Here is a 23,315-nt window from a genome sequence, read left to right on the forward strand (position 1 = left end):
CTCACACCGCGCCACTTGGCGTATTCAGAACCGCCGGGGCTCTAGTCGCTGCTGGGTGAAAGTTCCGTGGCAGGTCAAGGTGACGAGCAACTGGCCGTAGCCGTATTTGTCGCGCCACATGAAGCTTCGCGTGAGATCGCTGCCGTCGCCGTCGTCACCGGTCTCGGCAAGCTCGCCGTGAACGGGCTGGCCCTGATCGGAGAACATATATTTCCCAATGATCGTGCCGCTCGCATCGGTCTCGAAGTGCGTTTGCGCGTCCGACAGGACGCCGGCGGACGAGAGCTGGCCGCAATAGGCTCCCGAGGGGGCTCTCTCGCCGGCCATCGCGGCAAATGCGACCGAGGCCGCGAGCAGGCTTGCAGCCGTCCATGAAATGCTTGCTATCAACGCGGCACCTTTGGCGTGTCGGGCATGTTGCCGTTACCTCGCGCCGCGATCGTGGCGCGAACGAGTCGTGACGGCTGCTGCCATGGGCGATCATTCGGGACGCAAAATCAAGATGCTCTAACGCCCGTTGCCGGCACGCTCCTCACCGTTGCCGACCGGGTGGCCTTCTCGGCGGACGGGTTAACGGGCGAGCACGCAAGCGCCAAAGAGGCAGAGGTTCACGTTGAAGAGTTCCTAGCGATGCGCGCTCGCGGCAATTGGCGGGGTTCGGCTTTGCGCTGAGTTCATGCTCATCGTCCAGGCTCTTTGCCTGAGCCCTAGTTTTCCTGAACCGAAACGCCGTCCCGGCCGATCTTGATCTCGACGCCCGGCTTCGTCTCTTCCTGATAGACGTAGAGGCCAAGGCCGACGACGGCGACGGCGAGCAAGGCGATGACGAGATAGAGGCCGTTTCGGTTCATGCCGAGCTCCTTTATGCGGTTTCGACAGGGAAATAGGAGCTTCTGCAAGAAAGACAACAGGATAGCGGCGGAACTCACGCAGGGACGCCAGTGCCGATCTTTGCGGCTGCGTCGAAGTGCATGGCGTGGCACGTCACTGGTGTTGACGAACTATTGGCCTCAAGCTTTGCAACCGCCGGCGGACATCGGCAGGCGCGAAATCGAAACCGGTTGCCGTGGCGCTGCTCCAATTTGTGCCGATCACCAAATTGTCCTTCTCAAGGCCCGGTAGCCAGCGATCGACAAAGACGTCCAGTGACAGTTGATGAGGCGTGAAGCTGCGATAGGTGGGTATCCGGTCGATTATCAGCCGGGCTCTGGAGAGCGACGACCAGAACGGCATCGCGGTTTCATTCGACTGGTTCGTCGAGGTCGGAAAAACCTGTTTCGTCACGAATCGTCCAGACGAAGCCGGACTCCAGAACCTCTTCGAAGAAAGCATGTGTGTGGAGGGGCGCGACGCTCATCGCGCCACGTAAGCAGTGATCTCAGGTGTTTGCAACCCTATGAGCGTCACGGATCGGAGCGGGATGTCTTTCCGCATCCCGCTCCGACGCGTTGCCGCAACGTCATGTGACGCTGCGGCAAGGCCGTCCGATGGCGTCCGGTCGTCTCAGCGTCCGGGATGGCGAGCGCCCGTCCAGCGGCCGGGCGCCGGGTTGCTTTAGAGAAAATGCAAGTTCCCGAATCGGCAAGGGTGACGTAACCTGCGGCCATTCGGTCGAGGCGTGGTCCGGTGCAACTGAGACTGGCGACGCCGCCGCGGACGCTGCAAGGGGGAATTGCGCGTGGGGCAGATAGGAGCCAGGCTTTGGGCGGCGATGCTTGTCGCCGCCGCCATGCAGGGGCAGCAGGCGCTGGCCCAGGATGCGGACGATCTCGCAAAGAAGCTCTCGAACCCGGTCGCCGACCTGGTCAGCGTGCCGTTCCAGAGCAATTTCGAATTTCGCGCCGGCGCCGAGGAGGATGGCTTCTCCTATACGCTCAACGTCCAGCCGGTCATTCCCATCACGCTGAACGCGGACTGGAACCTGATCTCGCGCACGATCCTGCCGATCGCCTATCGCGACTACCTGCCGCCGCCCGACGGCAATACGTTCGGGCTCGGCGACATCACCCAGAGCCTCTTCCTGTCGCCGGCCAATCCCGGCCCTTCGGGCATCGTCTGGGGTGTCGGTCCGGCCTTTTTGATCCCGACCGCCACCGAAGATTTCCTCGGCACCGGCAAGTTCGGCATCGGCCCGACGGCGGTCGTGCTGAAGCAGGAGGGACCGTGGACCGTCGGCGCGCTAGGAAACCACATCTGGAGCGTTGCCGGCGAGGGTGACCGGGCGGATGTGAGCCAGACCTTCCTGCAACCCTTTCTGTCCTACGGCTTCGGCCATGGTGCGACCCTGACACTCAACACGGAGTCGACCTACGACTGGGAGGCCGATCAATGGACCGTGCCGATCAACCTCAGCGTTTCGCAGGTCTTCAAGGTGGGCGACCAGATGCTTCAGGCCCAGATCGGCGGGAAATATTATGCCGAGGCGCCGCAGGGCGCACCGAGCTGGGGCGTGCGCGCGACGCTGACCTTCCTGTTTCCGAAGTAAGTCGTTCGCGCCGACGCTATGTTTCAGCGGCGCCGCGGCTTTTGCCGCCGCGCCGCTCTCCGGCGTCTTCCGCCCTCACACCGAGCGCGTCAGGCCGCCGTCCACTTTCAGGTTCTGGCCGGTAATGTAGCCCGCACCTTCAGAGGCGAGGAAGGCGACGGTTGCGGCAACTTCGGCGCTGGTGCCGTAGCGCTTCATCGGCACGGCGTCGCGGCGCTCTTCGGTCGCCGGCAGGCTGTCGATCCAGCCGGGCAGAACGTTGTTCATGCGCACATTGTCGCCCGCATAGGTGTCGGCGAAAATCTTGGTGTAGGAGGCAAGGCCGGCGCGGAAGACGGCCGAGGTCGGGAACATCGGCGAGGGCTCGAAGGCCCAGGCGGTGGAGATGTTGACGATCGCGCCGGACTTCTGCTTCTGCATGATGGGTGCGACGAGGCGGACCGGGCGGATGACGTTCATCAGGTAGACGTCGAGGCCGGTGTGCCACTGTTCGTCCGTGATCTCGAGGATTTGGGCGCGCGGGCCGTGGCCGGCGCTGTTGACCAGCACGTCGATCCGGCCCCACTTTTCCATGGTCAGGTCGACCAGGCGCTTGAGGTCGTCATTCGACTGGTTTGAGCCGGTAACGCCGATGCCGCCGAGTTCAGCGGCCAAGGCCTCGCCCTTGCCGGAGGAGGAGAGGATCGCGACCTTGAAGCCATCGGCGGCAAGACGCTTCGCGCTCTCGGCGCCCATGCCGCTGCCGCCGGCGGTGATAACGGCTACTTTTTCTACTGCCATGTGTCCATTCTCCTCGTCGCATTCAGGATGAAGCCGGATTTTGCGGCTCTCGCGATTGAAGTACCATCTCCTTCATGCGACGACGAGAAAGTTTCGCTTTCAAATGGCAGTAGAAAAACTATTCGATGAGTGACGCACCGGGACGGCTCCCTTCGCTGAATGGGCTGAAAGTGTTCGAGGTGGCGGCGCGCCATCTGAACTTTCGGCTGGCGGCCGAGGAGCTTGGCGTCACGCAAGGGGCGGTCGCCCAGCAGATCCGCGGGCTGGAAGCCGAGCTCGGGGTGAAACTTTTCGAGCGGCTGCCGCGCATGTTGGCGCTCACGGGCGAGGGGCGGGCCTATATCGCCGATGTCAGGCGCGCGCTCGACATCATCGCCCGGGCGACGGATGAGCTGAAGCCGCAGCCGGTGCGGTTGACGATCAGCACCACGCCATCCTTCGCCTCGAAATGGCTGATCCCGCGCCTGCCGGATTTCACCGCGCGCCATCCGGACCTCGACCTGCATATTCTCGCGACCGATCGCATGTCGAATTTCCAGGCCGATGGCGTGGACCTGGCGGTGCGCTACGGGCGGCCGCCGTTCGGGCCGGGGCTGGCTGTCGAGCTGCTGTTCGAGCAGGAGATCGTCGCCGTCTGCAGCCCGATGCTGATGGCCGGCCGACGCGTGCCTGAGACTGCGGACGAGCTTGCCGGCTATACGCTGCTGCACGACGCCCATAATTTCTGGCCGGAGTTCATCGAACGCCATTTCGGCGGAAGCCGGCAGGCCTCGTTCAAGGGCATCAGCTTCAACCAGACCTCGCACGCGATCGAGGCGGCGATCGCCGGCCAGGGCATCGTGCTCGCCAATGGCGATTTCGTGGCGCAGGATATAACCGAAGGACGACTGATCCGCATTTTCGAGGGGTCGATGTCCGGGCCCTCGGATTTCTATCTCGTCTGGCCGCGCTATCGCAAATCGCCGGCGCTCCAGACGGTGATCGCCTGGATCAGCGAGGAAGCGGGCAAGGCGCGGGCGCGCTCCTCGTGTTGATCCCTTCGGGGGCAGCATCTCAAGGAAGCGTGAAGCGGTCCGCAACCAACACATAAATCTGGCCCTTTCCAGCGTTGGAAAGGGCCTTGGTTTCGCGTCTTTTTACTTACACCCCTTCGCCTTCTGCGAAGATTCGATCGCCGTGACCTTGCCCTTTGACACTGCCACTTGGCCTTCCTTGTCGCCGCCAAACGTGCTCGACATGGGCACACCAATAAGGAAGACGCCCATGGCGTCGCCTGTCGCGGCGTCGTGCTGCTGTTTGGAGAGACTCGCCAGTGTGCTCTGCTCCTTTGTGAGTTCCTGTGCGAGGCCCTGGCAGCTCTGATTTGAGTAAGCGGCCATCGGAATCTCGACAGGCACAATCGCGTCCGGGCGCTTGGCGCACGAAGAAGTAGCCAGCACAGCGGCCAGCACGGCATAACGGATTTTCATTTTTCCCTCAGCTTTGACTAAAATACCCCATGCGAACGTAAGCACTCCTGAACGGCTGAGGGAAGGGTGTGCTATGCTGGGTTGCTTTTTTGGCCGCTCAATCCACGGTTATTTGAGGGTAAGGGTGCTATGGCAACGCTACGGGCCTTATTACGGGACGATCAGCGACGCAGGGCGGTATCGAGCCGGTAGAGCAGGGCGTGAAACGCGCCCTTGCTGGGCTTGCGCCCCGGCATCTTCGCGACAATGCGCCGGATCTCTTCCGATGCGGCGGTAATCGCCCAGCGCAGTTCGGTTTCGCTGGTACCGGCTTCGTCGTCCGCTCCGAGCGCCAGCGCCTGGACGGCATAGGCGGCGGGTCCGAGGATATGATTGATCTGATGCGGCGTTTCGATCGGGTGGGTGTAGGGCGCACCGGCAGCGGCAATGGCGGCGCGGGCGGCAGCCTTGGCGGCGGGATCGTCGACCGCGCGCGCCGCTGCTTGAGCGCCCCACGCGGCCTTGCGCAGATGCGCGGTGCGCGGGCCGCCTTCAGCAAAGGCGCGGGCCGCCGCGATCGCCTCGCGCGGGCGGCTGTCGCCCGGCACGGTCGCCTCGAAGACCGGGAGCGCCCGCTCGGCTGTGAGCACCGCCCATCCGGTAATGTGGCGTAGGTCGTCTTCGGTGAGGAGCGGTGGCAGTGCGTCGTTGGTCATTGGAGGCGACATCGGTGTTTTGAGCGAGCCTGCGGCGGCAGATCCAGCGGAAAGCCGGCGGCTTTGTTGACGGGCTTCAGGGATCCGAAGCGGAGAGGACTAGCGCTCCCAGCCGGCCGCGAACGGGAAGCGTTCGGCCCACAGGGTCGCCAGCCGGGGATCGGCGTCGACGCCGCGCACGGTTTCCGCGAGCCCCGGTGCAACCTCGTAGAAGCGCCGCCGACCGGGAGACCAGCGCGACGCCGTTGCCACATAGAGGTCGAGCACCGACACGTCGTCGCCGAGAAGGTATCTGCCCGGGCGCAGCTCCGCACCCATCCGCGCCCAGCAGTGGGCGATGCGCTCGAACAGGCGCGCCTTGACGGCGGCGTGGTCCTCTTCCCGTTCGACGATGCGGGATGGGTCGTCGGCAATCCAGTAGAGGGCGTAGATGGCCGCCGATACGAAGGTCATCCATCGCAGGAAGGCCGGTCGTGCCGGGTCTGTCGGCGCCGGTGCGAGCCGCCCGTCGGGGTGGGCATCGGCCAGCCAGATCAGGATCGCGGCGCTTTCGGTCATCAATTCGCCCGTCGGCAGCGCGAGCGCCGGCACCTGGAGTAGCGGATTGATGCGGGCGAGCCTGTTTGCTTCCTGCTTGCTCTCCCAGGGCGCGTGTTCCTCGACGCGATAGGGCAGGTTGAGAAGGGTCAGCGTTGCCTCGATCGGAACGGATCCCGAGGCTGACGCGCCATAGACGATAAACGGTTCGGCCAACGATCTTTCTCCTTCGCACGACGCAGCACGGCTTCGGGCTCAAGCCTGCCCAGGTCCGTTCGAGACTCACCTGCACGTTCCCTCAAACGCTATGCGATTCAAGGAAAAACATGCAGTCATACCAAAGCGATGCGGTGGCATTCGCGCCGCTGACACGTCGCGCGGGCGAAGCTCTCCATTGCATCGCTGTCGCATAGATCCCGGCTTTCGCGATACAATCAAGGCCTTGAGGTGCAAAGGCATGATCGCTTGCAAACCCCGGTTGCGAAAGGGCGCGCGCCGGGTCCTGTCCACGGGCTGCCAGCCTGGTTGCCTGTCGAGGCCGCGCCGGGCGAGGCTAGCGTTCGTGCGGCCGCGCCGCAGCAGCAAGACACGAGGACCAATTCGATGCCACCAGTGACCGCATCTGCCACCCTCGATCCCGATCTTTTGCTCAGGCAATCGCAGGAGCGTCTTTTGCGCGCGGAATGGTCGAGGGAGCGATTACTGGCCTTTCAGCGCAGCGAGTTGCAGTCCGCCTTGCGGCACGCTGTCGGGGCATCGACCTATTACCGCGAGAGCATTGGCGAGCTGGTGGCTAGCGGTGCGCCGTTTCATGCCTTTCCGGTGCTGACGAAGCGGGCGCTGATGGAGAATTTCGACCGGATCGTCACCGATCCGAGGCTGAGTCGCGGCCTGATCGAGCAGCACCTGGATGGAGACGATCCCGGGTCGCTTCTTCTCGGACAATACCGTGTGGTGGCAACCGGCGGCACGACGGGCGAGCGGGGTATCGCAGCCTTCGACGACGCCGCCTGGCTTGCGGCAATCGCCAACATGGTGCGCTTCCAGGCGATCGTCGGCATTGACGATACCACGCGCAGCGTTGCCATCTTTGCCTCGTCGCCGGTGCATATTTCCTACCATATCGGCGTGGAGCTTCGCGCGATCCGGCCGGCTGCGCCACGCTTCAACGTGCTCATGCCGATCGAGGAGATCGTCGAGGGCCTCAACCTGCACCAGCCGGAGGTGATTTCGACCTATCCTTCCTTCGTGCGGGTGCTGGCGACGGAGCAGCAGGCCGGTCGCCTGCGGATCAGGCCCCGGCTGTTTCGCACCAGCGCCGAAACGCTGACGCCGGAGGTGCGCGACCTCGCCGCCGAGACGTGGCAGGCGGCTATCGCCAACAGCTATGTGTGCACCGAGGCGGGGCCTATGGGCCACGAGTGCATCTTTGGCGATGGGCTGCATCTGGCCGAGGATTCCTTCGTCTTCGAGGTGGTGGACGAGAATGATCGCCCGGTGCCGGATGGGACCGAGGGCGCAAAGCTTCTGGTGACGACGCTCACCAATCGCGTGCTGCCGCTGGTGCGCTACGAAATCTCCGACATCGTTGCGATGGCGACGGAACCCTGTTCGTGCGGCCTGCCGTTCTGGCGGATCGGATCGATCGCCGGACGCAGGGAAGAGACACTGCATCTGCCCGGGCGAGGCGGCGGCGTCGTGCGCGTGCACGCGCACCGGCTGCGCTCGCCCCTGACCGGCACCGCCGGGGTGCGACAATTCCAGTTCGTGCAATTGCCCGATGGGCTGGAGATCACCATCGCCGTGTTTGGAGGCGTGGATGCTGCCGCCGTCAGCGCTAAGGTCGATGAGGCCGCCAAGGCGGCGCTCGATGCGGCGGGCGCCGAGGCGGGCGGCGTGCGGGTGAGGGTGGTGGATGCCATCGAGCGCTCGGGGTCCGGCGCCAAGCAGAAACTGGTTGTCGCCTCGCCAGCCATCGAGTAGCCAGGACCGGTGACGGGAGCGTGAGAGGCGGCGACGGTCGGCTTTCTCGAAGACTTGCAGAATGGACATTTGCACCGCGGGACGCATCCTGAGGCGTTTCGCCCATGGCTGCGGCCGGAGACCCTTCGATGGTGGGGCAAGGTCGATGAATTCTGGGCGAGTGGAAAGCCGATCGTCTGAGATCCTTCGCGAGGCGGCGCCGTTGTTCTTCCACCCAGCGACCGCAAGTGCGTATAGTGTTGATTGGCAGGCAGCCGGCCGATAAGGACGCTACGTGCCATACTGCCACACGGAGTTCTGAAGATTGAGCGTTGCCTTCACCAAGGAAGAAAGTGCCGAAACCGCCGCCGAGACGCTGTTGCCGGATCGTCCGATTTCGCCGCATCCGAACCTGGTGACGGAAGCCGGGTTGAAGGCGCTGGAGGCGCAGCTTCAGGAGGCGCGTGTGGCCTATGAGGCGGCGGCCGCAGTCGACGACGTGAACGAAAAGCGCCGTCAGCAGGCCGGCCCCTTGCGCGACCTGCGCTATCTCGCCGAGCGGTTGCGCACGGCGCAACTGATGCCGGAGCCAGCGTCCAACGATACCGTCGCCTTCGGCAGCACGGTCACTTTCAGCCGCGACGACGGGCGGGTGCAGACCTACCGGATCGTCGGCGAGGACGAGGCCGATCCCAAGGTAGGATCGATCTCCTATGTCTCGCCGGTGGCGCGGATGCTCCTGGGCAAGGCGGTCGGCGACGTCATGAGCGTCGGCGACCAGGAGCTGGAAATCACCGCGATCGCGTGAGCGCGCTCTTGCAACTATCGGGCGGAACCTCAGCCCCGCGGCAATCCCTCAGGATACCCACGCTTTGGTATAGCTATCTTCGCTGTGATTATTATCGTATGCGATTAAATCGCATTGTATTGACATTATGACACGCTTCAGTATTTATATCGCATCCGATTTAATGTGAGGCGGCAAGCCCATGGATGCCGGTGCGCCTCAAAGCGCTCGGGCATTCCCTGGAAAATCCCCGTCCACAGCGATCAGTCCGTCGACTGGAGGAAGCTGATGCAGTTTGAGCCCCAACGCGTGCAGGCCTATAGCGAGTTTTCGCTGGTGCTGGACCCAAATGCCTATGAGCCATTGCCCGACGACTGGCTGGTGGGGATCACCGATGTCGTCGATTCGACCGGGGCGATCAGGTCCGGGCGCTACGAGGACGTCAACTACACGGGCGCCTCGGCGATCGCCGCGATCGGCAATGCCTGGGGCAATTTCGATTTCCCCTTCGTCTTTCGGGGCGATGGCGCCGCCTTTGCGCTTCCGCCGGAAGGGGAAATGACGGCGACCGCGGCGCTCAGGCAGATCGCGGCCTTCGTGAAGGATCGATTTCGCCTCGACCTGCGCGTCGGCCTGCTGAGCGTCAGGGAAATCCGCGCCAACGGGCAGGACGTGACGATCGCGCGCTACGCCGCTTCGAAAGACGCCACTTACGCAATGTTTGCGGGCGGCGGGCTCAAATGGGCGGAGCAGCAGCTGAAGAGGGGGCGCTACCAGCTTGAGCCGGACAAGGATGGCACCGAACCTGATCTGACGGGGCTTGCCTGCGAGTGGCGACCGTTTCCGAGCCGGCGCGGGCAGATTCTTTCGCTGCTGGTCGAGCCGACGGACGATGTGGCGCCGGCGCGTTTCGCGGCGCTCGCCAGAGACGTGATTGCCGTCTTCGACGAGGCGGCGCGGCAGTCGCATCCGTTGCCCGCGGAAATGGGCGTGCCGAAGGATGAGCGGGTCTATATCGCGCCAGAGCGCTGGCTGGGCGTTGCCGCCAATTCGGACTTTCGCAAATACGACGATGGTCTTCGCCTGACGGTGGACGCCGCAGTCGGGCAGATCGATCGGGTCGAAGCGATCCTCCTTGCGGCAAGGGCAAGGGGTGAGGTCAAATTCGGGCTGCACCGGCAATCACATGCGCTGATGACCTGCCTGGTACCGTCAGCCCGGCCGGATGCGCATCTGCATTTTCTCGACGGCATGGATGGCGGCTACGCGCGAGCGGCCGAAATGATGGAGTCGCGCAGGCGCGTCGAGGCGTAAGTGCGATCGAAACGGGCCGCTTCAAAGCAGCCCCGAGCCGGCGACACGACAAAGGGCGGCCAGCGGCCGCCCTCAGACTGCTGACAAGGACATCTCTGATCATCCCAGGCATGCTGAAAAAGCCCGTCGCCAGCCAGCGGCGCCGCGTCGGTGGCGCGGGAAATCATCCTGATGTCGAGCGTCGGCATTCCGGCTCTGCATCTCCTGCCGTGCCGACGCACGGCTGCTGGATCTCTGTGACAAGCACAGAGATGAGGGTGGAGAGGACGGGCGGTCTCATGCCGCCCGTCGTCGTTGGTTGCCGGCCATAGGGATCGAAGCGACGGCTATTCCTTCTGGGATCCGCGTTGTATCGAGTGCAGCAGGTTGTCGCGCAGGCTTGCCACCGATTGCTGCACGACCGGAAAGTCGTCGCCGAGGCCGGTGGCTTCGAGGAGCGCCGAACCCGGCTCCGCGTCCACCAGTTCGCGACCGGCCGGCGTCAAGGTGAGGCGCACCTGCCGCTCGTCCGAAGGGTCGCGACGGCGCTGCAGATAGCCGTCTGCTTCGAGCTTCTTGAGGATCGGCGTTAGCGTGTTCGATTCCAGGAAGAGCTTTTCGCCAAGCATGCTGACGGTCTGGTCGTCTTCCTCCGATAGCGCCACCAGGGTCACGTATTGGGTGTAGGTCAGGCCCAGCTTGTCGAGCAGGGGTTTATAGGCGCGGCCAAAGGCGAGGTTTGCGGAATAGATTGCAAAGCAAAGGAAGTTGGAGAGCTTCTTGCCGCCCTTTGCAGGCGTGGTCTCAGGGCTCGCTGTTTTGGAGGCGGGCATGGGGGTGTCCTTTTTTCTCTTTCCGTATCTGCACTTAATATAAATCGTATCCGATTAAATCGCAATGGTGTTGACGTCGCCTTCAGCTTCATCTATATACATCGCATCCGATTGAAGCGGATGCGCTTAATAAATCAAACAGAGAGGAAATGACATGACCACGAAGCTCGTATTCACTGGCAAGACCCACAACACCGGCGGCCGCAACGGCGGCACCCGCAGCCAAGACGGCATGCTGGAACTGAAGCTGTCGCAGCCGCATCCGGCCGCGGAAAACCTGTTCGGTGCCGCCTGGTCGGCCTGTTACATCGGCGCGATCGAGCTTGCTGCGCAACAGCGCAAGGTGAAGCTGCCGGCCGGCCCCGAGGTCGAGACCGACATCAATCTCAACGTCGACGACGGTTCATACTTCCTCAGCGCTCGGCTGAATGTCAGCCTGCCGGGCCTCGATCGCGACCTCGCCCATGAAATTATTCACGCCGCCCACGAGATCTGCCCGTACTCCAAGGCGACCCGTGGCAACATCGAAGTCGAGACCAATCTCGTCTGATCTCGCCCTCCGAAAATCCTATTGATATCATCGGGATGTGCCGGACCTGGATCTCCAGCCGCGGCGCATCCCGATACCGTTTCAGGGGCTTCGTCCTTGCGCGCCGATCGCGGGCGGAGGCGGTCTTCCGGTCCGACCTCAGGGGAATGTAATTGGGCTGATCGGCAGAACTCCCGTTGTATGGAACGTGTCGCCTCCCGGGCCGATGCCCTCCGTCGCCGCTTGACAAAGATGGAGGACTGTTCGAGTTTCGCCTCATGATCTGCCGTCTCGCCAAACTGACGACCTCGAAAAAAGCCCCGTACCCGGGGCTGTCGGTCGTTGCGCGCAGAGCATAGCAAGCACAAGGATCAGATCGACCCCGCCGGTTCGGACGGGGTTTTCGCTTGCGCTCCGTCTCCGGTTTCTTGAAGGAGATGGAAATTCATGGAAGCCACATATTCAACGCCGAGCGGCCTCTGGCTGCCGCTGATCACGCCGTTTCGCGATGGCGAACTCGATGAGCGCTCGCTGCGCCGGCTGGTGGCGCACTTTGCCGCAGAACCGATCGACGGCTTCATCCTGGGTGCTACCACCGGGGAGGGCATGGCGCTCAGCGAGGCGGAATGCGAGCGGCTGGTTGCGATCACCAACGAGACCCTGGCTGCGGCGGGCAAGTGCATACCTGTCTATTTCGGCCTTTCGGGCAGCGACACGCTGAAGACGGTAAAGGCGCTGGAGCGGACGGCGCCTTGGGATATCACCGGCTATCTGATCGCCTGCCCCTATTACACAAGGCCGTCGCAACGCGGGCTCTTTGCCCATTTCTCGGCCCTTGCCGATGCCACCGGACGGCCGATCCTGATCTACAACATTCCCTACAGAACCGGGGTGAACCTCGGCAACGAGACGATGCTGCAGCTGGCGGAGCGGGAAAACATCGTCGGCGTCAAGGATTGTTCGGCGGATGCGACGCAATCCTTCGATCTGCTGCGCCACAAGCCCCAAGGTTTTTCGGTGCTGACCGGCGAAGACCCGCTGTTCTACACGGCGCTGACTCAAGGGGCGGAAGGCGGGATCACGGCTTCGGCGCATGTTCAAACGGCAGCCTTCGCCGCCATTGGCAACAGGCTGATATCCGGCGATCAACCGGGGGCTTTGGCCGACTGGCAGCGTCTTGCCGATCTGCCGAGGCTGCTGTTTGCCGAGCCGAGCCCGGCTCCGATCAAGCACTGGCTCTGGCGCTCAGGGCTCATCGACAGCCCGGAAATGCGCCTGCCGATGGTGCCGGTCAGCCACGAGCTGGCAGCACGGATCGACCGGGCGATCGCCAGCCAGGACCGCGAAGGCTGACGGGCTTGCTGGAGCCCGGCCATTGTCGCTCGGCTAGAGCATCCGCTCTCAAGTGGAATCACTGGAGGCGGAAAGATGCTCTAGAATCAAAGTGCTACAGCGACCTTTGCGCGCCTGATAAGGCGCGCGGCGCTGTAGTGCATCTTTCCGCTTCAAGCGATCACGCTTGAAAGCGGGATGTTCTAGCCAGGGCCTTCAGCGCGCTGCAGTCACGGACGCCGCTTTGGTAGATCGCAACAAGCCGCTTTGCGATCCGCTCTGCGGCTTCGCAGCGTCGCGTCAGCCCGCGATCACGCAGGATGTCGTCGAAGATGCGCTCGATCTCCTGCATGTCATGGGGGTGTATCGCCTGTTGGCGGGTCGTGGAATGCATCGCGCGACCTCCAGAACTGGGGCGAAAGCGCGAATGAACTTTCAGCCGTTGGAGCCCGTATAAACAGTCCAACGATGGGCGTGAGTATGCGCCGTTCCGTGGCGAATACAATGAAGCCTTGCGGTTGTGTGCGATGGCCGGGTCGGAGTGACCGTGGCTCAGCGCCAGAAGCGCTTGGCGTCGATCACGTCGTCAAGTGCGCTCTGCGCGTGGTCGATCAGCTTGTCCTTGTCGGCGTGCACAACGAGCGTTTCGGCGTCCGGATGATCCTCAAGGCCGATCTCGCTGAGCACGAGGGGACCGGACACGAGATCGTTCAGCGTGCCGAGCCTGTCTTGCAGTCCGGCCATCGCATCGATGAACCGCTTATGGCGCCGCGTGCCCCGCTTGTCGTCAAACAGCGCGGCAAAGAACTCGGCGGCATAACGCAGCTTCTTGGCATCCTTGCGGGCCTCGTGCCGCTCCTCGTCGCTGACCTTGGCGAGTGCGCGGCCATGTTTCTTGAGCTTGCGGCGCGCGCGGTCGAGAACGGCTTCGGCGAAATCGGCCACCGGCCGGTCGCGAAGCTCGGCGGGCGGCGTCGACAGATAGTCGCCGCAGTGCAGCCATTGCTGGATATCGAGAAGAAGGGCGCGGCCGCGTGCGCCGTCGAGGGCCTCGAAGACTTCGACGTAGCGGGCGGCGCGCGCCGTCTTCAGGCGGTCGCGCAACTCCGGCTCCGGATCACGCGTCAGGAGAACGTCAACATCGCGGGCCTTGCCGAAAACACCGGCCAGCCATTTCAGCTCGCCGTTGATGCGCGCGCTCTCCTCATCGCCAAGCACATCCTTGTAGAGCGAGATGGCCGAGCGCAGTCGGCGAAGGGCGACGCGGACCTGGTGGAGCGCCTCCGGGTTCTTTCGTTCACGCAGCACGTCCTCGTTCAGGCGGTAGTGCCTGAGACAGGCAAGCGCGATGGTGCGGAAACTCTTCGTCACCCGCATCTCGCGGTCGAGCACGACCGGCTCCGCCTTGAAGACGATCGGCCTGGCGTCGATCAGACGGAAGCCGCGCTCGGCCTTGGAAAGAACGCCCAAGCGGAAGGGAACGATCGCCTCGATGCGGCGGGCGAGGGTGAAAAGCGCCTTCGGGTCGCCATCCTTGAGCTCGAGTTCGATTTCGCCGACGGCGGTCTGGCGATTGCCTGAGGCGATCATTCCACGGTCGAGGGCCACTTCGATCTGCGTGCCGTCCTGGTCAACCTCCCAGGTCCTGCGCTCGACCTCGACGGTAAAGTGCGGCTCCAGATCGTCGGGCTCAAGGTCAAACGCGGCGGCAAGCGGGGTGGTGTGATCGACGACCGGCTCATCGGCGGAAAGCGGCTGCTCCCATTCCGGACGGGCAAAGACCGATGCGCCGGGGCCGGTCGCCTTGATCGTCTGGGTGCGTGCCGCGCCGACCGTGCGGATGCGCAGCGTGAAGCCTGACTGATAGAGATCACGGCCGCGCGTATCGAAATAGACGGACCGTTGCTGCTCCGTGCGCGCCGGCTCACCAAGGAGGCCGGATGCGGCAAAGCGGTCAAGATCTTCTTGAGAGAGCTCGAGCTTGAGTTCGATTTCGGTGTTCAAACCATCCTCCACGAGCGCAAGGTCATACACTAACGCCATTTGAGCACATTGGTTCATGGTTTGAATGACATGGATCATATTGCGGGCGCAGAGACGGAAAGCCGATCGGCCGGGAAGTCGCGCTCGCCGAGACGTGACTGGCCGACGAGGAAATCAGGCTCGACATTTGCCGCTCGATGCCTGGATCATCTGCGCAATTCCGGACGGAAAACCGCTTCGCACTTTTCCTGGAATTGCTCTTTGTATTGGACGCAATTCCAGGCGGAAAACCGCTTCACACTTTTCCTGGAATTGCTTTAAGCTCCCGGCATTTCATGCCACGGAATTGATAAATGTCGCTTCGCCTTGCCACCTTCAATATCGAGAACCTTTTGAGCCGCTTCGATTTTTCCGGCTTTCGCAACCAACTCAAGCAGGACCGGGTCCTCAGGCTCTTCGACGTGAAGACGGAAGCCGAATACCAGCGGCTGGAGGAGGCGCGCACCATCGCGCACACCGATGATACGCGGCAGATGTCTGCGCTCGCGATCGCCGATTGCGATGCGGATATCCTTTGCCTGCAGGAGGCCGACAACATGGCCTCGCTGCAGGCCTTCGAATACAACTATCTCTTCCGCATGGTGGGTAACGGCTACCGGCAGAAATATCTGATCGAAGGCAACGATTCGCGCGGCATCGACGTGGCCGTGCTGATGCGCGAGGAGACACGCGACGGCCAGCCGATCGAGTGCCTGGATGTGAAGAGCCATGCGGGGCTGACCTATGAAGATCTCGACCTCTTCAACGACAGAATAGCGCTCACCAACCGGCCGGCCGACCGGATCTTCAAGCGCGATTGCCTGGAGCTCGACCTGCGCATCGGCGGGCGGCCGCTGACGCTTTATGTCGTGCACTTCAAGTCCATGGGGCCGGCGCGCGAAGGGCTCGACGGCCGGCAGGCGACGATGCCGCTGCGCGTGGCGGAGGCGAGCGCCGTGCGCCATATCATCGAGAGCCGCTTCGGCCGCGGGAAGACCGCCGACAAGATGTTTGCGATCTGCGGCGACATGAACGACTACCAGGAGAAGGTGAACATCCTCGGCGACCGGCGCAACGGCTACCAGTTCGTGCCGCACGAGGAGGAAACGAGCTCGCTCGACGTGTTCAGCCATGACGGCTTCGTGGAAAACCCGATGCTGCGCCGGCCGGTGATGGACCGTTGGACGCTGTTTCATAGCCGCGGACCGCAGGAGCGGCACCTCTGCCAGCTCGACTATATCTGGCTGTCGCCGGCGCTTGCCAAGCGCAACCAATCCCAGGTGCCCGAGGTCATCCGCGGCGGCCAGCCGTTCCGCACGATCTTTCCGCCGGGGCTCGAAGTGGAGCGCTACCCGCGCACCGGCTGGGACCGGCCGAAGGCGTCGGACCATTGCCCCGTGGCGATCGAGCTGGACGTGTGATCATGGGCGCTCTTGAAAGCAATACGGCGCTGTGGCCGGCCGAGGGCGTCATCATCCCGATCGACGACGTCGATATCCGCGTCAACGGCGCGGCGCATCCGTTTCACCTCGACGAGGTCGAGCGGGCGCAGGAGAACTGGCAACGCGAAATCGCGGCCAACCCGCATCTTTTCGATGGCCGCATGGTGCTGCAGCGGGCGCTTCGCATCGAGGATGGGCGGATCCGGGGCGAGGGGCATGTTGTGCCCTATTCGACCTTTCTCTGGTGGCGGAAGACGCGGGCCGAAGGCGCCTTCCATCTCTTCGCCATGCCGGCGATCCTGTCCTCCGACGGCGCGTTGATCCTGGTGCGCATGGGGTCGCACACCGCCAATCCGGCCCGCGTCTACAGCCCTTCGGGCTCGCTGGAGCCCGAGGATATCGTCGACGGCCGCTGCGACATCGCCGGCAACATTCGCCGCGAGGCGCTGGAGGAAACCGGCATCGACCTCGCGCTTGCGACGGCCGAGCCCGGCTATCACCTCCTGCATATGGACCGCGCCGTGACCGTGCTTCGCGTCTACCGCTATCCGGAAACGGCGGCGGCGCTGGTTGCCCGCGTCGCGGCGCACATCGCTGGTGATCCCGAGCCGGAGATCGACGAGGCGATCGCCATTTTCGGGCCGGACCCTGGGGCGCACAACTATCCGCCGTTCATTCCGCCCATTCTGGAGTGGCTGTTTCGGTAACATCCGCTCGCCACGACCATGAATCAATAAATCGCGCTATCTTTTTGTATTTGTAGTGCTTATGCCGCGCGCGTCTGCTTGCGCCTTAGGCCCTGTTGATGCGCAGGAAGAACTGCCACGCCTTCACACATGCCCGCGCCCCTCGGTCCTCACATCCCAATAATCAGGAAGGACCGCGCAGGGTGGAAAGCGGACTTCCGCCGGACCGGCCACCGACACTGCAGTCTCACAACGTGAAAGCAATATCGTCGGCAGATAAGTCCGCAAGCGAAACGCCTTCGATGAGGATACCTTCGGTTTCACCATGAAAGGCTACATAGAGACCCTCCTCTGTGTCATGCGAGGCAGCCACAAAGGAATCAAAATTATAGATGTTGGTGTCGCCAGGATAGAAGCCCCCCAACTCGATCACGTCGCCACTTTGGGTGTCAAAATCGACGATATGGTCGATGCTGCTATGGCGAACCTCAAATCCACTCCAGTGGAATGTGTCAGCGCCCTCACCGCCGATCAGACGATCCGCACCGTCGCCTCCAGAGAGGTGGTCATCGCCTTCACCCCCACTAAGTGAGTCGACTCCGGCGCCGCCTTCAAGGCGGTCATCATCGCCTTCGCCATAGAGATAGTCATTATTTTCGCCGCCAAACAGGCGGTCGGCCCCATTGCCGCCGAAGAGGTTGTCGCGACTGAGGCCACCGAGCAAAGTATCATTGCCGCTGCCGGTATGTGCGTAAACCCGCTCAAAATTGTGAAAGGCCGTACCGGTCGATGTAACGCCATTGACCACATCGACCGTGACATCATCGGTCCGATCCGCATCCTCGAACCGTAACGTGTCGTCACCGTCGCCGCCGTCGAGTTCGGCAGATGAAAGTGTCGTTGTGATGCTGTCGTCGCCACTGCCGCCAGAAAGATGATTGGCCCCGAACCGATCGATTATCGTGTCGTTGCCCGCACCGGCGTCGATAACATCAGCACCCAGGGAACTCATTTGATTATGGGTGTTCGGCAATGACTGGCCGCCGATGATGTCCGCGCCGTCTCCGGTCGAGATCACGTCGTCACCCGTGCCACCCTCAACAATGTCCTTGCCGCTACCGGTCGTCAGCTCCAGCCGCTCAATGCCGCGGTAGAAGATGTGATTGTCGGTCTCAGCCGGGTCACCGAAGGTTACGTGGCGGTTCATGCCGTTAAACGTGACTCGGTTGCCCGTCCCTGAAAGATTGATGACCAGCGTATCGATGCCGGCACCTCCCCGCGCCACGCCGCCCGTTCCGTTGAGTTCCAGCCGGTCATCGCCATCGCCGCCATCGAGCTCGTCATAGCCGCTGAAACTCATCAGGCCGTCGTTACCGGCCCCGCCATAGAGAAAATCGTTCCCAAGCCCGCCGTCCAGCGTGTCATTGGCGCCGAGACCCCAGATATTGTCGTTTTCGTCTGTCCCGAACAGGGTGTCGTTCGCATCAGTGCCGACTATCTTTGCCATTGTTTTCATCCTCCTGAAAGCAATCTATAAGCAAACAACAATTGCAAACAAGTATTATATTTATTAAGTGCAGTCATTTATTGTACTTCAATTATAATTCAAAACTTAAATTAATGTCCATTACTGACATTCAAATAACTGAAAACCGGCGCGATCCTGGAACAACTGGCGTTGAGATCGATGACGCTAGCCCGAAGCGCCCGAGCCAGGCGCGGGACGGCTGGCAAGACTCGGATCTACGATTGTTAGTAGTTGCTGATGTTTCCTTCAGCTTTTGCTACTGATCTCGAGATGATGGAAGGTAGCGCGGTAACTGTGTGCCGCAGGCTGTTGAGCAAGATGGGAGAGCGCTCATGGCAACGGGGACAGGTTTCACGCCCGGGGAATGGGGGCAGGTACACTGCGTCCAAAACGTCGGTTGGTACCGTTTCCGACTGGGGGTATTCGAGGGGACGGTTGTCTGGGATGGTTATATCCATCACAGCTACGAGGGCTTCTACCCAGATGCTGATCCGGCCGAAATCGCCCGCCTGAAATCCGTCCATCGGTTGCCCATCGACCACATTCCAATGGATATCAACCCAGTCGTGATGAACACGGGCGACAGATTGTTTCTCATCGATGCGGGCGCGGGGCGGACACTTACATGGCGTGGCGACATGGGTCGTCTGATAGACAATCTCGGCGCGGCCGGTATTGATCCGAAAGACATCGACGCGGTCCTGATGACCCACCTGCATCCGGATCACGCCTTTGGCCTCATCCATCCCGACGGTAGCGCGACCTTCCCCAACGCGAAGCTTTTCTGCACCGATCGGGAATGGGCTGAATGGACCGATCCGGAAAACTTGAATCGGAATGACTTCCGATCGGAGTGGACGGGAGGAGCACTTGAAGCAGTGGCTCCTTATCGCGACAGGCTGAGCCTTTTATCAGTCGGCGAGACCCTGTTCCCGGGAGTGTCCACGTTTTCCGTCGCGGGTCATACCGCCGGGATGTGCGCCTACATCTTCGAGAGCGAAGGGCAAAAAATTGTCTTCACCGGTGACGTCTGCCACCATCAGGTATACGACCCGGCTCATCCGGAATGGTATTTCCATATGGACTACGATACCAACCCGCAGCAGGCCGCGGATGCGAAGACCGCGATTTTCGCCAAGGTCGTGACCGAGGGTATTCGCTATCATGGCTACCATTTCCCTTTCCCGGGAATTGGGGACGTCGTGCCATTGGGCGACGGCACGTATCACTTTCATCCGGAGGCTGTTGCACCGCGCCATTGAGAGCCAAGTTCAGCCGTCGGTGGCTCGCAACCGGCGAACGATTGGTATTGGATTTTCCCGAGGAAGTCCGACGAGGGCTTACGCGGAAGACAGCAAATAAGCTCGGTCAATGTCTGCAGGTATTGCGACATAATCCCGGAAGTTTGGACGGCTCTCGTGAGCCTTTAATAGAGGTGCGTAGCGCTACGAACCCATGACACCTGCTCCGAGTTGTGCACGGGTGCTTTTTAACACTTGCCGCCCGCGCCCCGACGCTGCAAAGTTCGGGGCATCTTCGCAAGGGGACATGAATGGCGCTGAGTTACGCGATCTACGACGTCTTTACCGACAGGCAACTCGAAGGCAATCCACTGGCTGTGGTCTTCGGCGCCGATCGGCTGGACGACGAGGCGATGCAGGCGATCGCGCAGGAATTCAACCTGTCGGAGACGGTGTTCATCCGCAGGCCCGGGGGTGCTGCGCATACGGCGAAGCTCCGGATCTTCACCCCCAGCCAGGAACTGCCCTTTGCCGGACATCCGACCGTTGGCGCGGCGATCGCTATCGCCGAGGCGCAGCATGGCGCGATCGAGGAGGGGATCGACCTTGTGCAGGTGCTGGAGGAGAAGGTGGGTCCGGTGCGCTGCGCCGTCCGCCTCAAGTCGAGGGCTGCGAGCTTTGCCGAGTTCGACCTGCCGCGCAAATCGGTACGGCTCGATGCCCGCTTCGACCGGCAGGCGATTGCCGATGCGTTGAGCCTGAAACAATCACAGATCGGCTTCGAGAACCACGTGCCTTCGTTCTGGAGTGCCGGCGCGCCCTTCGTCATGGTGCCGGTGCACGATGTTGCGGCGGTTTCTTCGATCGAGTTCGATTCGCAACGCTGGGAGCAACTGACGCCGATGGCCGAGGGGCGGCTGGCCCCGGCCTATGTCTATTGTCGCGGCGGCGTGAACCACACGGCGCGCTTCCACGCGCGCAAGTTCGGCCCCGGTGCCGGCAACCTCGAGGACCCGGCGACCGGCTCGGCCGTGGCCGCTCTCTCCGGTGCCATCCATTTTTTCGACCAGTTCGTCGACGGTCATCACCCGGTGCTGGTCGAGCAGGGGGTGGAAATGGGACGGCCGTCCTTCATCCACCTGCATCTGGATATCGCCGGCGGCGAGATCAGCAATGCCCGCATCGGCGGCCACGCAGTGAAGATCGGCGCAGGCGAACTTTTCGTCTGAAGCGGGAGCTAAGCGTTTTGGAAAAGAGAAATTCAATCAGCGTTTTAGGAGAATTTGGTGGGTGATCACGGGCTCGAACCGTGGACCCGCTGATTAAGAGTCAGCTGCTCTACCAACTGAGCTAATCACCCATCCGCGACCGCGTCGGTCCAGTCCCGTCGCTGTCGTGAGGGGGCGTATAAAGGCGTTCGATTGGCTTGTCCAGCGCCTTTGTGAAAATCTTTTGAAAAACTTCATGGGGCCAAGGCGCGCCCTGTGGAGAACGCCCCGCACACCGCCGTGGTTGTAGGGAACACGGGAGTCACGACGAAAGACGCGTTTGACAACTGCCGCTTTGACCTGGGCGGCCGCTTCATCGGCGTGCGCTGATGGCGCGGCCAGGCGAGAGCAAACGCAATCAACTCGGAGCCGGATGGAAACGCTGTGGGTTTATCGTCGCGTGACGCAAATACCCTCTTGAGTGTCATCGGCCCGTGCGCTAAAGCGACGCCACGGATGGGTGATTAGCTCAGTTGGTAGAGCAGCTGACTCTTAATCAGCGGGTCCACGGTTCGAGCCCGTGATCACCCACCAAAACTTCTCCTAAGACGCTGATTAAATTCCAATTTTTCCGGCAGGCATATTGGTGCGCTTTCCAGGTTCTGGGAGGTATCCACGGCCCGTTCCTAAGCATCCGGCGTGACCGCGTGCCGTCCTGTCCGCCGACACTTGTTGCGATGGCCTACGAGGCGCATCAGCGGCGCCATAATCCCGACCGGCGATATGTGCAGCGCTCGACCAGCGCGATTGGTCGCCTGGTCGAGCCGGTCGCGGGCGACGCCAACGGCACCGACCACGCCCTCATCAAACGGTGCGCCGAACATTCATAACGGCGTGACCAATATCGTCGTCAGACGCTGCTGCCGTTCATTTGGCGGGAAAGTATCGGAGCGTTCCGGCGAGCCGCGGGCCGGTCGATCCCTGGGTGTCCATCGGGTGATTGATGCCGTCGTTCACGGGCAATTCTTCAAAATCAAAGGGGCTCACGCCTTCGAGACACGCTGCATTGACGCCGTAGAAATCGGGGTTCGCGCGCGGCCTGTGGAAGGTGTAGATGCCGCATTTTGAGCAAAAGAAATGCTCGGCCGCCTTTGTGTTGAACTGATACCTGGTCAGCGCCTCACCGCCTGAAAGCACAGTGACGCCGTCCTTTGCGGCGGAGACGGCAACCGCGCCCTTCAACTGGCAGTAAGAGCAGGTGCAGCGGCGGGCCGTATGAAGACCGTTCTTCAATCGAACATTGAAACGAACTGTTTTGCAGTGACAGGCGCCGTTGAGGTCCTGAACGTCGAGATTCATGGAAGCATCCATCTGATTTTGAAGCGCAATTGACGTCCTTTTCTTAGGGGCTGGATTGCGGATGCTCAAGTGCGGGCAAAGCGAATGGCATGCCGGGCGGAAGGTGAGGACAGCCGTGACGACCCTTGGAGGCCTCTCCGCCTCATCGCGGCAGCGCCTCGACGTCGTGGCGTGAGGGGCGTGGCTCTGTGGTCGCGATGTCAACGATGCTGCCGATGCAGATCAGTGCGAAGAAGACGAAGAACGAGACAAAGACAATCAATCGCTCCGTTTTGAACTCTTCGCCGCGGTGGAAAAGCCGCGTCTGTTGGCGATAAAGGCCGGATCGACCCCTGCGGCACGCTCGCACCCGTCACCTGTTGCTCCCGTGCAACAGGCGCTTCGTCATTCCGGCAGTTTGCGATTGTGCTCTTGCCGCAGAAGTAAACTCGTGTAATTTTCACCAAATCGGAGCTCAAACTAGAGGAGGCATACGATGATTCATAATTTTGTTCAGATGCTCGCCTCTGGTGGAATGGCTTGCTCGTCACGACGAGTGTGCCACAATTCTGTGAATTACTTCGGCGCATAAACGCGACCCGAGTTCCGCCTTTTCGTATTTTCCATTTTGACTTGATGTGACCGGTTCCCGGAACGCGTTTCCGTGTCCGCGCGCATCCATAATCTAGAGGACCGGCCGCTCGCGGCGGCGGGAATAATCATGCGCGAATTGCAACTTACCTCCGCCGGCACCCTGCCGGCGATCATGGACGATCTGTTTCGAACGTTCGGCTTCCGGCGAACCGTCGGTGCCTTCCTTGTTGCTGCCTGGAGGCGTCGCCGGACGCTCAACCAGCTCAGCCATCTCTCGGATCACTTGCTCCGCGATATCGGCGCGGAGGAAGGCGTGAAGAAGCCCGAGATGGCCGACATATCCCTCTGGCAAATGCCGGTCGGCTATCCGGTTGTGAGACACAACTGAGGCCCGCGTCAGCGGGCCTCAGGCTGCTGGCAAACCCTAAGATGGCTTCCTGCCGCGAAGGGCGTCCCATTCTCCGTCATCCTCGCCCTTGTTGTTCAGTCCGGGGAGATACCTGACAGGTGTTCGGGGAGATAGCTGACACATCATCGGCTGGATTTGGTCTTGA

General features: G+C 62.0%; 25 protein-coding genes, 2 tRNA genes and 1 pseudogene. 15 read left to right on the forward strand and 13 right to left on the reverse strand.

Features of this window, described 5'->3' with window-relative positions; genetic code table 11:
• Window positions 1-24 precede the first annotated feature (24 nt).
• The 3 genes from AC3WWH_RS33300 to AC3WWH_RS33310 form a co-directional block, all read right to left on the reverse strand.
• Window positions 25-390, reverse strand: coding sequence for a hypothetical protein (locus AC3WWH_RS33300; protein WP_492377588.1), 366 nt, complete (start codon window positions 388-390; stop codon window positions 25-27).
• 317 nt (window positions 391-707) lie between these two features.
• On the reverse strand, window positions 708-851 hold the full coding sequence (locus AC3WWH_RS33305) for a hypothetical protein (RefSeq protein ID WP_192494766.1): 144 nt from the start codon (window positions 849-851) through the stop codon (window positions 708-710).
• Window positions 852-984: 133 nt separating this feature from the next.
• Window positions 985-1,332, reverse strand: a complete 348-nt coding sequence (locus AC3WWH_RS33310) for a DUF2750 domain-containing protein (protein ID WP_082663492.1) — start codon at window positions 1,330-1,332, stop codon at window positions 985-987.
• Between the two features lie 379 nt (window positions 1,333-1,711).
• On the opposite strand from AC3WWH_RS33310, the gene AC3WWH_RS33315 reads away from it, so the two are divergent.
• Window positions 1,712-2,485 (forward strand): hypothetical protein, encoded by a 774-nt coding sequence (locus tag AC3WWH_RS33315; protein ID WP_058323854.1) that lies wholly within the window; start codon window positions 1,712-1,714, stop codon window positions 2,483-2,485.
• A gap of 75 nt (window positions 2,486-2,560) precedes the next feature.
• Here the strand turns inward: AC3WWH_RS33315 and AC3WWH_RS33320 are convergent, their stop codons facing one another.
• On the reverse strand, window positions 2,561-3,265 hold the full coding sequence (locus AC3WWH_RS33320; protein WP_058323855.1) for an SDR family oxidoreductase: 705 nt from the start codon (window positions 3,263-3,265) through the stop codon (window positions 2,561-2,563).
• A 125-nt stretch (window positions 3,266-3,390) separates the two neighbouring features.
• Between AC3WWH_RS33320 and gcvA the strand changes: the two genes are divergently transcribed.
• Complete coding sequence (gene gcvA, locus AC3WWH_RS33325) at window positions 3,391-4,299, forward strand: transcriptional regulator GcvA (protein ID WP_058323856.1); 909 nt, start codon at window positions 3,391-3,393, stop codon at window positions 4,297-4,299.
• A 102-nt stretch (window positions 4,300-4,401) separates the two neighbouring features.
• Here the strand turns inward: gcvA and AC3WWH_RS33330 are convergent, their stop codons facing one another.
• The 3 genes from AC3WWH_RS33330 to AC3WWH_RS33340 form a co-directional block, all read right to left on the reverse strand.
• Window positions 4,402-4,734: a hypothetical protein gene (locus AC3WWH_RS33330; RefSeq protein WP_058323857.1), complete on the reverse strand. Its 333-nt coding sequence runs from the start codon at window positions 4,732-4,734 to the stop codon at window positions 4,402-4,404.
• A gap of 161 nt (window positions 4,735-4,895) precedes the next feature.
• On the reverse strand, window positions 4,896-5,429 hold the full coding sequence (locus tag AC3WWH_RS33335; RefSeq protein ID WP_058323858.1) for a putative immunity protein: 534 nt from the start codon (window positions 5,427-5,429) through the stop codon (window positions 4,896-4,898).
• 99 nt (window positions 5,430-5,528) lie between these two features.
• Window positions 5,529-6,182, reverse strand: coding sequence for a glutathione S-transferase family protein (locus AC3WWH_RS33340; RefSeq protein ID WP_058323859.1), 654 nt, complete (start codon window positions 6,180-6,182; stop codon window positions 5,529-5,531).
• 387 nt (window positions 6,183-6,569) lie between these two features.
• On the opposite strand from AC3WWH_RS33340, the gene AC3WWH_RS33345 reads away from it, so the two are divergent.
• The 4 genes and pseudogenes from AC3WWH_RS33345 (at window position 6,570) to AC3WWH_RS33360 (ending at window position 10,029) form a co-directional block, all read left to right on the forward strand.
• Window positions 6,570-7,949, forward strand: a complete 1,380-nt coding sequence (locus tag AC3WWH_RS33345) for a phenylacetate--CoA ligase family protein (protein WP_113398958.1) — start codon at window positions 6,570-6,572, stop codon at window positions 7,947-7,949.
• Window positions 7,950-7,985: 36 nt separating this feature from the next.
• Window positions 7,986-8,129, forward strand: a pseudogene (locus AC3WWH_RS33350) (DUF7674 family protein); the annotation flags it as partial.
• Window positions 8,130-8,253: 124 nt separating this feature from the next.
• Window positions 8,254-8,736, forward strand: a complete 483-nt coding sequence (gene greA, locus AC3WWH_RS33355) for a transcription elongation factor GreA (protein ID WP_058323860.1) — start codon at window positions 8,254-8,256, stop codon at window positions 8,734-8,736.
• A 267-nt stretch (window positions 8,737-9,003) separates the two neighbouring features.
• A complete protein-coding gene (locus AC3WWH_RS33360) occupies window positions 9,004-10,029 on the forward strand; it encodes a DUF3095 family protein (RefSeq protein ID WP_057253945.1) in 1,026 nt (341 codons plus the stop codon).
• Between the two features lie 326 nt (window positions 10,030-10,355).
• Here the strand turns inward: AC3WWH_RS33360 and AC3WWH_RS33365 are convergent, their stop codons facing one another.
• Window positions 10,356-10,841, reverse strand: a complete 486-nt coding sequence (locus tag AC3WWH_RS33365) for a MarR family winged helix-turn-helix transcriptional regulator (RefSeq protein ID WP_058323861.1) — start codon at window positions 10,839-10,841, stop codon at window positions 10,356-10,358.
• A 154-nt stretch (window positions 10,842-10,995) separates the two neighbouring features.
• Between AC3WWH_RS33365 and AC3WWH_RS33370 the strand changes: the two genes are divergently transcribed.
• Window positions 10,996-11,391, forward strand: a complete 396-nt coding sequence (locus AC3WWH_RS33370) for an Ohr family peroxiredoxin (RefSeq protein WP_057253948.1) — start codon at window positions 10,996-10,998, stop codon at window positions 11,389-11,391.
• A gap of 426 nt (window positions 11,392-11,817) precedes the next feature.
• Window positions 11,818-12,723 (forward strand): 4-hydroxy-tetrahydrodipicolinate synthase, encoded by a 906-nt coding sequence (gene dapA, locus AC3WWH_RS33375; protein ID WP_058323862.1) that lies wholly within the window; start codon window positions 11,818-11,820, stop codon window positions 12,721-12,723.
• Window positions 12,724-12,883: 160 nt separating this feature from the next.
• Here dapA and AC3WWH_RS33380 read toward each other — a convergent pair whose 3' ends face one another.
• Together AC3WWH_RS33380 and AC3WWH_RS33385 are read right to left on the reverse strand one after the other, a co-directional pair.
• Complete coding sequence (locus tag AC3WWH_RS33380; RefSeq protein WP_058323863.1) at window positions 12,884-13,096, reverse strand: hypothetical protein; 213 nt, start codon at window positions 13,094-13,096, stop codon at window positions 12,884-12,886.
• Window positions 13,097-13,254: 158 nt separating this feature from the next.
• On the reverse strand, window positions 13,255-14,706 hold the full coding sequence (locus AC3WWH_RS33385; protein WP_058323864.1) for a CYTH and CHAD domain-containing protein: 1,452 nt from the start codon (window positions 14,704-14,706) through the stop codon (window positions 13,255-13,257).
• A 332-nt stretch (window positions 14,707-15,038) separates the two neighbouring features.
• On the opposite strand from AC3WWH_RS33385, the gene AC3WWH_RS33390 reads away from it, so the two are divergent.
• A complete protein-coding gene (locus AC3WWH_RS33390) occupies window positions 15,039-16,145 on the forward strand; it encodes an endonuclease/exonuclease/phosphatase family protein (protein WP_058323865.1) in 1,107 nt (368 codons plus the stop codon).
• A gap of 2 nt (window positions 16,146-16,147) precedes the next feature.
• Complete coding sequence (locus AC3WWH_RS33395) at window positions 16,148-16,873, forward strand: NUDIX hydrolase (RefSeq protein WP_058323866.1); 726 nt, start codon at window positions 16,148-16,150, stop codon at window positions 16,871-16,873.
• 226 nt (window positions 16,874-17,099) lie between these two features.
• On the opposite strand, the gene AC3WWH_RS33400 is transcribed toward AC3WWH_RS33395, so the two are convergent.
• Window positions 17,100-18,359, reverse strand: coding sequence for a calcium-binding protein (locus AC3WWH_RS33400; RefSeq protein WP_058323867.1), 1,260 nt, complete (start codon window positions 18,357-18,359; stop codon window positions 17,100-17,102).
• Between the two features lie 353 nt (window positions 18,360-18,712).
• On the opposite strand from AC3WWH_RS33400, the gene AC3WWH_RS33405 reads away from it, so the two are divergent.
• Window positions 18,713-19,642: an MBL fold metallo-hydrolase gene (locus tag AC3WWH_RS33405; RefSeq protein ID WP_058323868.1), complete on the forward strand. Its 930-nt coding sequence runs from the start codon at window positions 18,713-18,715 to the stop codon at window positions 19,640-19,642.
• A 290-nt stretch (window positions 19,643-19,932) separates the two neighbouring features.
• Window positions 19,933-20,850: a PhzF family phenazine biosynthesis protein gene (locus tag AC3WWH_RS33410; protein WP_058323869.1), complete on the forward strand. Its 918-nt coding sequence runs from the start codon at window positions 19,933-19,935 to the stop codon at window positions 20,848-20,850.
• 55 nt (window positions 20,851-20,905) lie between these two features.
• Here the strand turns inward: AC3WWH_RS33410 and AC3WWH_RS33415 are convergent.
• A tRNA-Lys gene (locus AC3WWH_RS33415) sits at window positions 20,906-20,981 on the reverse strand.
• Between the two features lie 366 nt (window positions 20,982-21,347).
• Here AC3WWH_RS33415 and AC3WWH_RS33420 point away from each other — a divergent pair.
• Together AC3WWH_RS33420 and AC3WWH_RS33425 are read left to right on the forward strand one after the other, a co-directional pair.
• Window positions 21,348-21,423, forward strand: a tRNA-Lys gene (locus tag AC3WWH_RS33420).
• A 143-nt stretch (window positions 21,424-21,566) separates the two neighbouring features.
• Complete coding sequence (locus AC3WWH_RS33425) at window positions 21,567-21,719, forward strand: hypothetical protein (RefSeq protein WP_156414716.1); 153 nt, start codon at window positions 21,567-21,569, stop codon at window positions 21,717-21,719.
• A gap of 37 nt (window positions 21,720-21,756) precedes the next feature.
• Here the strand turns inward: AC3WWH_RS33425 and AC3WWH_RS33430 are convergent, their stop codons facing one another.
• On the reverse strand, window positions 21,757-22,188 hold the full coding sequence (locus AC3WWH_RS33430; RefSeq protein ID WP_057254431.1) for a GFA family protein: 432 nt from the start codon (window positions 22,186-22,188) through the stop codon (window positions 21,757-21,759).
• Between the two features lie 700 nt (window positions 22,189-22,888).
• Here AC3WWH_RS33430 and AC3WWH_RS33435 point away from each other — a divergent pair.
• Window positions 22,889-23,149: a DUF1127 domain-containing protein gene (locus AC3WWH_RS33435; protein ID WP_063891524.1), complete on the forward strand. Its 261-nt coding sequence runs from the start codon at window positions 22,889-22,891 to the stop codon at window positions 23,147-23,149.
• Window positions 23,150-23,315 lie beyond the last annotated feature (166 nt).

Source organism: Ensifer sp. EB106-03-01-XG145 (genome assembly GCF_058792075.1).

Bases quoted from the DNA above. Each gene is read 5' to 3' on its own strand.
- AC3WWH_RS33335 (WP_058323858.1), bottom strand. From the start codon at position 5,429: ATGACCAACGACGCACTGCCACCGCTCCTCACCGAAGACGACCTACGC.
- AC3WWH_RS33310 (WP_082663492.1), bottom strand. From the start codon at position 1,332: ATGCTTTCTTCGAAGAGGTTCTGGAGTCCGGCTTCGTCTGGACGATTC.
- AC3WWH_RS33425 (WP_156414716.1), top strand. From the start codon at position 21,567: ATGGCCTACGAGGCGCATCAGCGGCGCCATAATCCCGACCGGCGATAT.
- AC3WWH_RS33320 (WP_058323855.1), bottom strand. From the start codon at position 3,265: ATGGCAGTAGAAAAAGTAGCCGTTATCACCGCCGGCGGCAGCGGCATG.
- AC3WWH_RS33435 (WP_063891524.1), top strand. From the start codon at position 22,889: ATGCGCGAATTGCAACTTACCTCCGCCGGCACCCTGCCGGCGATCATG.
- AC3WWH_RS33430 (WP_057254431.1), bottom strand. From the start codon at position 22,188: ATGAATCTCGACGTTCAGGACCTCAACGGCGCCTGTCACTGCAAAACA.
- AC3WWH_RS33305 (WP_192494766.1), bottom strand. From the start codon at position 851: ATGAACCGAAACGGCCTCTATCTCGTCATCGCCTTGCTCGCCGTCGCC.
- AC3WWH_RS33330 (WP_058323857.1), bottom strand. From the start codon at position 4,734: ATGAAAATCCGTTATGCCGTGCTGGCCGCTGTGCTGGCTACTTCTTCG.
- dapA (WP_058323862.1), top strand. From the start codon at position 11,818: ATGGAAGCCACATATTCAACGCCGAGCGGCCTCTGGCTGCCGCTGATC.
- AC3WWH_RS33410 (WP_058323869.1), top strand. From the start codon at position 19,933: ATGGCGCTGAGTTACGCGATCTACGACGTCTTTACCGACAGGCAACTC.
- AC3WWH_RS33360 (WP_057253945.1), top strand. From the start codon at position 9,004: ATGCAGTTTGAGCCCCAACGCGTGCAGGCCTATAGCGAGTTTTCGCTG.
- AC3WWH_RS33405 (WP_058323868.1), top strand. From the start codon at position 18,713: ATGGCAACGGGGACAGGTTTCACGCCCGGGGAATGGGGGCAGGTACAC.
- AC3WWH_RS33365 (WP_058323861.1), bottom strand. From the start codon at position 10,841: ATGCCCGCCTCCAAAACAGCGAGCCCTGAGACCACGCCTGCAAAGGGC.
- AC3WWH_RS33390 (WP_058323865.1), top strand. From the start codon at position 15,039: ATGTCGCTTCGCCTTGCCACCTTCAATATCGAGAACCTTTTGAGCCGC.
- AC3WWH_RS33370 (WP_057253948.1), top strand. From the start codon at position 10,996: ATGACCACGAAGCTCGTATTCACTGGCAAGACCCACAACACCGGCGGC.
- AC3WWH_RS33380 (WP_058323863.1), bottom strand. From the start codon at position 13,096: ATGCATTCCACGACCCGCCAACAGGCGATACACCCCCATGACATGCAG.
- gcvA (WP_058323856.1), top strand. From the start codon at position 3,391: ATGAGTGACGCACCGGGACGGCTCCCTTCGCTGAATGGGCTGAAAGTG.
- AC3WWH_RS33395 (WP_058323866.1), top strand. From the start codon at position 16,148: ATGGGCGCTCTTGAAAGCAATACGGCGCTGTGGCCGGCCGAGGGCGTC.
- AC3WWH_RS33400 (WP_058323867.1), bottom strand. From the start codon at position 18,359: ATGGCAAAGATAGTCGGCACTGATGCGAACGACACCCTGTTCGGGACA.
- AC3WWH_RS33345 (WP_113398958.1), top strand. From the start codon at position 6,570: ATGCCACCAGTGACCGCATCTGCCACCCTCGATCCCGATCTTTTGCTC.
- AC3WWH_RS33315 (WP_058323854.1), top strand. From the start codon at position 1,712: ATGCTTGTCGCCGCCGCCATGCAGGGGCAGCAGGCGCTGGCCCAGGAT.